Source organism: Halobacillus sp. HZG1, assembly GCF_035818575.1.
Lineage (GTDB): Bacteria > Bacillota > Bacilli > Bacillales > Halobacillaceae > Halobacillus > Halobacillus litoralis.
Genome location: NZ_JAYLVQ010000033.1, coordinates 19399 through 29007, shown reverse-complemented (window position 1 = coordinate 29007; position 9609 = coordinate 19399). Strand labels below are relative to the sequence as shown.

Sequence of the window (9609 nt, the reverse complement as noted above, 5' to 3'; positions counted from 1 at the left end):
AAGTGGTTTCGAAGATAGTTATATGGCAAAGGGGCGGAGGGGAATGGCGAGACTCCTGCGGGAAAAAAGTGCTTGGTGAGACCCCACAGGACGCAGTCCGAGGAGGCTCACCGCGCTCCCGCGGAAAGCGAGCTATTCCCCTCCGCCCCTTTGCCATATAACTATCTTCGAAACCACTTCCAGGAAAGTGAAGCAACATGAATTCTCCAACCGCATTTTGAATGATAAGGCCTGTTATAGTGCGCTTTATCACTATAGATTCAGGATTTGTGAAAGACACTCATATAAGGCAAAGGGGTTCGTTTTTCCCTTACATCGAAAGGGGTGGTTGGGAAGCTGCGAGACTCCCGTGGGAGAAAGGAGATGGGCGAGATCCCGCAGGGCGGTTGCCCGAGGAAGCTCGGCACCCCCCCACAGGAAAGCGAGTAGCTTCCCAGCCACCCCTGGGGCGCTCACTATGATAACGAACCCCGAAACATCTAGAAACTGAGTCTTCCACAACCCCGCCATATACTTTAATAACTTCTGAACAGAAGAAAATTCCAAGTCTATGGAAATTTAAAAATAAAAAGTGGCCAGTTATGGAATACCGGCCACTTTGGTTTGATCTTAGGAAGATAAAAATTATAGCAGGGAAATGATGAAACTAATCACTACGATTAAACCGATGATCATTAAGATTGTACGAATCATGGAATCACCTCTTCGTCTTTTGTATTTATTCATGTTTTCCCTTATCCTCACGAGATTTAAACAAACTATACAAAAAATCGTACCTTTTTCCCTTTCGGGGCAGGGCCTAACTTCATGAATCAATGGCTTTTGGTCTATGGTCCACTTAATATTTTATAAATGCTTTCGTGTAAGCTGAACAACCAGCACCTATAAGAGTAAAATAAACCCCCCACCAAACCTTGGAATTATCCAAGGCCGGCAGGGGTTGTTGTTATATTAATTGACGATCCCAGTGGCGGTGAGCAGCGACTGCCTGGACAAAATCTTCTGTGAAGCCTTTGACATCATCAGCAGCTACGACACCGCTGTGGTCGGCGAGTTTGTTATCGCTCAGCCACTGCACAGCATTGTGGGTAGCACCCAACGGTTTGTAGTGAGAGAATGCTTCGTTAAGGAAATGAGAGGCATGCTTCTTGAACGCTTCTTCCTCATCGCTTCCACCAACCGCGTACAGCGCATCATACAGAACAGAATCAGTAGTAAGGAAGGTGTGATCGACTTTCATTTCTGAACCGTCGTCTCCTTTGACCATTCCCTGCTTATCACTAATGATTTCAGTCATGATTCCTTCTGATGAGAGCTCCTTCAATGCTTGAGTGACCTCCTTCCCATTGAATCCGCCAGCTAAAATGACGCCAACTTTACGAGTAGACGGCTTGTGAACCGTATTTGCCTGACTGAGAGCAGGAGAAGATTTCTTCACATCTGATCCCCCGCTCTGTGGAGGAGTAACTCCAATATTTTTAGCAAATCCTTGGGCAAGCTCAAGACTTACGTTAGCGAACATTTTCACTGCTTCTTCACGAACGGATTCGCTTTCCACTTTTCCGAGCTCAAAGCTGAACGCATTGATGAGATGCTCTTTTTCATGGTCACTCATGCTGTTCCAAAACAATGTAGCCTGAGAGAAGTGATCTTTAAAGCTATCGCTGCGAGCACGGATCTTGTGACCTTCCACTTTTTCCTGGTAGTGGGAATAGCCACCTTCTTCTTCACTTGCCGGGGTTGGTGTATTGTTTGCAAGTGAGTTCTTATGATAACTGACCTGCCCTTTATTGATTGTTTGACGGCCATAGCCATCACGCTGGTTATTAAAGAAAGGACAGACAGGGCGGTTGATTGGGAGTTCATGGAAGTTCGGTCCACCCAGCCTGATCAACTGCGTATCCGTATAGGAGAACAAACGCCCCTGCAATAACGGGTCATTTGTAAAGTCGATCCCTGGTACGACGTTTCCTGGATGGTATGCCACCTGTTCGTTTTCAGCAAATACATTATCTACATTACGATTCAACGTCATTTTACCGACGATTTGAACGGGAACGTCTTCTTCCGGCCAAAGTTTCGTTGGATCAAGGACATCAAAATCGAACTTAAATTCATCTTCTTCAGGGATGACTTGGATTCCAAGCTCATACTCAGGATAATCACCGTTTTCTATGGAGTTATAAAGATCCCCTCGGTGGAAGTCAGGGTCTTTACCATTAATCTTTTGTGCTTCATCCCATACAAGAGAGTGTGTGCCAAGGAGAGGCTTCCAGTGGAACTTAACGAAATGAGCCTTTCCTTCATTATTGACTAAACGGAACGTGTGAACCCCGAAGCCTTCCATCATACGCAGACTTCTAGGAATGGCACGGTCAGACATCGTCCACATGACCATATGAGCAGACTCCTGGTTTTGTCCCACGAAGTCCCAGAACGTATCATGGGCGGATGCTGCCTGCGGCATAGCGTTATGTGGTTCAGGTTTGACTGCATGGACAAGGTCAGGGAATTTAATTGCGTCCTGGATAAAGAAGACTGGTATGTTATTTCCGACTAGATCATAGTTTCCTTCTTCTGTGTAAAATTTCGTTGCGAATCCCCGTGCATCACGCACCGTTTCTGCAGAACCCTTGGAACCAGCAACCGTGGAAAACCTTACAAACGTCGGTGTAGTTTTTGATGTATCATTTAAAAAGTCAGCTTTCGTATATTTCTCAAGCGATTCATATAATTGAAATTCGCCATGAGCTGAGAACCCTCTCGCGTGAACAATACGCTCAGGGATACGCTCATGGTCAAAGTGGGTCATTTTTTCACGAAAATGAAAATCTTCCAGCAGGGTAGGACCACGTACACCAGCTTTTAATGAAAATTCATCCTCTGAAACTTTGACTCCGTGGTTCGTCGTCATATGTTTGCCGGAGTCATCCACCCGGAACTGATCCAACTGCTCATCTTTACTTGATCTTTTCTTACTCATTGAGCTCCTCCTTAAGAAACCACTTCTTAGAATGGTAAGTAATAAATAAACATTACAATCTACGTACCCGGCGATTCGACAGAATAAACACACAATTACTTTCCTGAAAAAGTAGTTTGTCGGAAGATGTTCGTAAATAACGAAGGAAATCTAAATATAATGGTCTATTAAATAGATAGGGGGCAACTTCTCATACATCCAACCTATCTCAAAAAGCGTAAAAACAAAAAGCCACCTCTGTTTCAGAGGTGGCTAAGAGGGTTAATTATATTTATGGCAGCTGGGATGCTCCCATCATGTATCGATCGCATTCGCGTGCGACTTCGCGGCCTTCGTTGATAGCCCAAACAATCAGACTTTGCCCGCGTCGCATGTCTCCGGCAGCAAATACACCTTCAACGTTCGTCGTGTACTTCCCGTATTGGGCAGCGACATTAGAACGTACGGTCGTTTCGATGCCAAGCTTTTCAATAAGATCCTGCTCGGGGCCGCTGAAACCGATCGCAAGCAGTACGAGGTCTGCTTCCCATACTTTTTCGGTTCCTGGAATTTCAGTACGGACTTTATTTCCTTTTTCATCGTAAGAAAGAGCAACGTCAATCGTGTGTACTTCTTTGATACGATTGTTTTCATCCCCAACGAATCTCTTCGTCATAACCGCATAGGCGCGTGGATCTTTATTAAACTTCGCCTCTGCTTCCTTTTGGCCGTACTCCACGCGGTGGATGACCGGGTACTGCGGCCATGGGTTCACCTCATTGTCACGGGTAGAACCTTTTTTATCATAAATATCAAACTGAGTCAGGCTCTTACAGCCGTGACGCATGGATGTAGCCATACAGTCAGTTCCTGTGTCCCCGCCACCGATCACGATGACATTTTTGTCTGTCGCACTGATGTAGTTTCCATCTTCATGCTCAGAATCAAGAAGGCTCTTTGTGTTGGAGTGCAGGAAGTCCATTGCATAGTGGATGCCTTTCAAGTTGCGTCCATCTACTTCCAGGTTCCTTGGTGTTGTGGCACCTCCACAAAGGATGACCGTGTCATACTCCTCATTCAGACGAGAGACGGGATAATCACGACCAACTTCTGTGTTCGTCATAAACTGTATGCCTTCTTCTTTCAAAATGTTCACGCGTCGTTCAACGACGGAATAAGGCAGCTTCATTTCAGGAATTCCATAGGTGAGCAATCCACCTACACGATCGTTACGCTCATATACTGTCACCCAGTGGCCCGCTTTGTTCAGCTGTGCGGCCGCGGCCAGACCAGCAGGGCCTGATCCGACGACTGCTACTTTTTTACCTGTACGATAGGCAGGAGGTTCAGGAGTGACCCACCCTTCGTCAAATCCCTTTTCAATAATAGACCTCTCTACACTACGAATAGCTACAGGTGGTTCGTTGATTCCAAGAACACAAGCCCCTTCACACGGAGCAGGACAGGCAAAACCTGTGAACTCCGGGAAGTTGTTCATTTCGTGTTCTTTGGCAAGGGCTTCTTTCCATTTCCCCTGATATACCAGATCGTTCCATTCAGGTATGAGGTGGTAAACAGGACAACCGCTCGTGATGCCGTTGATTTCCATTCCGGAATGGCAAGTAGGAACGCCGCAATCCATGCAGCGTGCCCCTTGCTTTTGTGCTTCTTCATCTGAAAGGGGAAGCTTGTAATCTTCCCAATCTTCTATTCTTGTTTCAGGATCGCGCTCAGGTGTGGATTGGCGTGTGTATTCCATGAATCCAGTAGACTTACCCATCAGATCTCCCCCTTCTTCGTTATTTGACTGTTGCTACCGGTTTATTGCGTTCTTCAAAAGCGGTCATTTCCGCGTCAAATTTCTCAAGACCACTTTCTCTTAAATTCTTAATTCGTTCCTGCATCGCCAAGTAATCTCTCGGAATCACTTTGACGAATTTGGATACATAGTCGCTCCAATTAGCAAGGATTCTTTCACCTCGTGGGCTGTTTGTATAAGAAACATGCTTTTCGATCATGTCATAAAGTTCTTGAATTTCATTAGCATCTGCTAACTGCTGCAGGTGAACTAATTCTTTGTTGCACTTTGTATCAAAAGGCAGTTCAGACTCATCCAGCACGTAAGCGACGCCTCCGGACATTCCTGCCGCAAAGTTACGCCCTGTGCCCCCAAGGACGACGACTTTCCCGCCTGTCATATATTCACATCCATGGTCTCCGACACCTTCGACAACCACTTCCGCTCCACTATTACGGACACAGAAGCGTTCACCAGCAAGACCATTGATGTAAGCTTCTCCTGCTGAAGCACCATAGAAGGATACGTTTCCGATAATCGTATTTTCTTCCGGTACGAAAGATGAACGTGGTGATGGGTGAACGATGATTTTACCACCGGACAGACCTTTTCCTACGTAATCATTGGAATCCCCGATAAGGCGCAGGGTGACTCCTTTAGGAATGAAGGCACCGAAACTTTGACCTGCGGAACCTTTGAAGGTCAACTTGATCGTGTCTTCCGGAAGCCCTTCTGCTCCATAACGACGTGTGATTTCACTACCAAGGATCGTACCTGTTACACGGTGGATGTTACGGATGGATCCTGTGCCTTCCACCGGCTCCCCTGTTTCAATGGCTTTCTTGCAAAGCGGGATCAACTCTTCCATATCCAGCGTCTTCTCAAGGCCATGATCCTGCTTTCTAACTGCAAAGCGACCATAGTCGGCAGGGACATCAGGCTGGTAAAGCAAGGCTGACAAGTCAACGCCTTTGGCTTTCCAGTGGTCGATCGCTTCGTTCGTCTGTAAAACATCAGTACGACCGATCATTTCGTTGATGGTACGGAAGCCAAGCTCTGCCATGAGTTCACGCGCTTCCTGTGCAATGAAACGCATGAAGTTCTCAAGGTGATCCGCTTCCCCTGTGAATTTCTTACGAAGTTCAGGGTCCTGGGTCGCAACACCGACCGGACATGTGTTCAAGTGGCAGACACGCATCATGACACAACCGAGGACGACGAGAGGTGCGGTCGAGAATCCATATTCTTCCGCTCCTAACAAGGAGGCAACGACAACGTCACGTCCTGTCATCATTTTCCCGTCTGTTTCAACAACGATCCGATCACGCAGACGGTCAAGAACCAGCGTCTGGTGCGTTTCCGCAAGACCGATTTCCCAAGGAAGGCCGGTATGCTTAATACTTGTTCTTGGTGCCGCACCGGTTCCTCCATCATAGCCACTGATTAGGACAAGATCAGCACGTCCCTTTGCTACCCCTGCAGCAATTGTTCCAACACCAACAGCGGAAACAAGCTTCACGCTGACACGAGCTTTTGGATTGGCATTTTTCAAGTTATAAATCAGCTCAGCCAAGTCTTCAATGGAGTAAATGTCGTGGTGCGGTGGTGGTGATATCAATTCAACACCAGGCGTGGAACCACGGACTTCCGCTACCCATGGATATACTTTTTTGCCTGGAAGGTGACCTCCTTCTCCCGGCTTCGCTCCCTGAGCGACCTTGATTTGGATTTCATCCGCATTGACGAGGTAATGGCTGTTTACTCCGAAACGGCCAGAAGCTACCTGTTTAATCGCACTACGTTTCAAGTCACCATTTTCTTCAGGAGTGAATCGTTTCGGATTTTCTCCACCTTCACCGGAATTACTTCTGCCTCCGATACGGTTCATCGCAATGGCTAAGGCTTCGTGAGCCTCTTCACTGATGGATCCGAATGACATCGCTCCCGTTTTGAACCGTCTGCAAATATCCTCGACAGACTCTACTTCCTCAACCGGAATGGATGGGCGATCCTTGAAGGAAAGCAATCCACGGAGAGACTGCAGGTTGTTCTTTTCATCGGTCAGCATCTTGGAATATTGCTTAAAAAGGTCATAGTCGTTCGAACGGCAGGCGTGCTGCAATGTTGCAATCGTCTGCGGATTGTACTGGTGATCTTCCCCGTTCTGGCGGTACTGATATTCGTCACCAGCTTCCAGTGTGCGGTTTGATCCACGCGTTTCCCCGTAAGCCACTTCATGACGCATAAGCACTTCTTTTTCGATGATATCAAGACCGATACCTCCGAGTCTGGAAGCTGTACGAGTGAAATACTGGTCGATCACATCTTTATGGATACCAACTGCTTCGAAAATTTGTGCACCACGGTAACTTTGAATGGTTGAAATCCCCATTTTAGAAAGGACTTTAATGATCCCATCCGTTGCAGAATGGATATACGTCTGCACAGCCGTTTCATGAGACTCTGCTTCAAGCAGGTCGCGCTCCATCAAATCCCTCAAAGATTCATAGGCAAGATAAGGGTTGATTCCCTCCGCTCCATAACCAAGTAGTGTAGCAAAATGGTGCACTTCACGCGCCTCTCCAGATTCAATGATCAGGCTCACTTTCGTACGCGTCCCTTTACGGATCAGGTGATGGTGCAGACCGGATACGGCAAGGAGAGAAGGAATGGCTGCATACTCTTCACTGATTCCACGATCAGATAGGACAATCAGCGTCGTACCATCTTCTACTGCTGCATCCGCTTCTTCACATAAACGATCAAGTGCAGGCTTCAAACCGCCTTCTTTGGCATCGAAAAGAATGGAAAGAGTACGTGATGCGAATCCTTCTACATCCTGCTGACGAATCTGTTCAAGTTCACGGTTTGTCAAAATAGGCGTCTGCAGTCGGATCTGGCGACAGCTTTCTGGTTTTGGATCGACCAGGTTCCCCTCTGCTCCAATTGTCGTTTCCACCATTGTAATCAACTTTTCACGAATGGCATCAATGGGCGGGTTCGTCACCTGGGCGAACAACTGCTTAAAATAGCTGTAAAGTAATTGTGGTTTTTTAGAAAGCACAGCAAGCGGTGAATCATATCCCATCGAACCGACGGGGTCTTTTTTATCGTTGACCATCGGCAGAAGGATTTTGTTTAATTCTTCTGTTGTATAACCGAAAGCAAGCTGCTGGTCGATCAAGTTTTCAACCGGACGGTGTTCGGTCAATGGTTCAGGAAGGTCTTCTAAATCAAATTTGTTCTCTTCAATCCATTCTTTATATGGTTTCTCACGAGCAATTTGCAATTTGATTTCATCATCAGGGATGATTTTCCCTTCTTCAAGATCAACAAGGAGCATCTTTCCTGGTGCGAGACGATCTTTATACAAAATATCGTCAGCGAAAATATCAAGAGCACCCACTTCAGAACCAAGGACAATCATTCCGTCTTTTGTCACGTAATAGCGTGCAGGACGCAAACCGTTACGGTCGAGGCAGGCACCAATTTGTTTCCCATTCGTGTAAGCAAGGGCAGCCGGCCCGTCCCATGGCTCCATTAAGCAGCTATGGTATTCATAGAAATTCTTCTTGTCTTCCTGAATCGTTTCGTCATTTGACCAAGGCTCGGGCACCATCATCATAGCGGTGTGAGCGAGTGAACGACCGGACAAGTATAAGAATTCAAAGGCATTATCAAACATGGAAGAGTCACTACCGTTGGAATCGATGACAGGAAGAAGTTTCTGTAAGTCTTCTTCACTGAAATATTCCGAGTTACAAAGCTCCTGGCGTGCTCTCATCCAGTTCACATTGCCTCGTAATGTATTAAACTCTCCATTATGAATGGTGAATCGGTTCGGGTGCGAACGTTTCCAGCTCGGGAAGGTGTTCGTACTAAAGCGGGAGTGTACTAAAGCGAGGGCCGTTTTGAAATCCGGGTGGTTCAGATCGATATAAAAGGAATCCAGCTGTTCCGGAATCAACATCCCTTTATAGACGATCGTATTCGATGACAAACTGCTGATATAAAAGTCATCATACCCCTCTTTTCCAGCAATCTCGATTTCCGCTCGCTTACGAATGATGTACAGGCGGCGCTCCAGGTCCATTTGTGTTTGAATATTTCCAGATGGAGCAACGAAAGCCTGACGAATAAATGGTTTGGTCTTCTTCGCATCTTCCCCAACGAACGAATCATTTACCGGAACCGTACGCCAGCCTAAAAATTCTTGTCCTTCTTCTGCGACAATACGCTCAAAAGTCTGCATACATTCTGTTCTTGTCTCATGATTTTCCGGAAAGAAAATCATGCCGATTCCGTATTTACCGGATTCAGGCAAATATATATCTTCCTTCTCACATTGTGCTTCAAAAAAATGATGAGGGATCTGCGTCAGTATTCCGGCCCCATCTCCTGTACTGACATCAGCAGATTGTCCACCACGGTGCTCTAAGTTACATAGAATAGTGATGGCATTCTCTACGATACTGTGACTCTTCGTTCCATCGATGTTGGCGATCACTCCGATACCACAAGCTTCATGCTCATTTTCCGGATGATACAGCCCCTGCGGAACAGGATATCCGTGTTTTTGCATATTTTTTCCCCCTAGCGGACATATTCTTGTAGGTTACAGGCAAAAATTAAAAAATTCTGTCTTTTCAGTTTCTTACTAGTATAGCATGAAAAACCTTGAGAATCACGCTCTTAAAGCGGACAAGCGCTGAATTTTCAAGATAATGCGACAATTCAAATTCAATAGAAACCCGAATATTAAAAGGATGTAAGCGCAAACAAAAAACTTAAAAAAAATGAAGAATTTTTTTCTCTTATACTCGTTTTATACAAAAATAAATCTACTTAT

At 46.1% G+C, this 9609-nt stretch carries 3 protein-coding genes; all 3 read right to left on the bottom strand.

The window, feature by feature from the left end; genetic code table 11:
• Positions 1-946 precede the first annotated feature (946 nt).
• Entirely contained in the window at positions 947-2983 is a 2037-nt protein-coding gene (locus VKA52_RS04620) for a catalase (RefSeq protein WP_326314353.1), read from the bottom strand.
• A 271-nt stretch (positions 2984-3254) separates the two neighbouring features.
• A complete protein-coding gene (locus VKA52_RS04615) occupies positions 3255-4742 on the bottom strand; it encodes a glutamate synthase subunit beta (protein WP_326314352.1) in 1488 nt (495 codons plus the stop codon).
• 19 nt (positions 4743-4761) lie between these two features.
• Positions 4762-9342 (bottom strand): glutamate synthase large subunit, encoded by a 4581-nt coding sequence (gltB, locus tag VKA52_RS04610; protein ID WP_326314351.1) that lies wholly within the window; start codon positions 9340-9342, stop codon positions 4762-4764.
• Positions 9343-9609: the final 267 nt, after the last annotated feature.

Coding starts and splice junctions, on each gene's coding strand:
- VKA52_RS04620 (WP_326314353.1), bottom strand. CDS start 2,983: ATGAGTAAGAAAAGATCAAGTAAAGATGAGCAGTTGGATCAGTTCCGG.
- VKA52_RS04615 (WP_326314352.1), bottom strand. CDS start 4,742: ATGGGTAAGTCTACTGGATTCATGGAATACACACGCCAATCCACACCT.
- gltB (WP_326314351.1), bottom strand. CDS start 9,342: ATGCAAAAACACGGATATCCTGTTCCGCAGGGGCTGTATCATCCGGAA.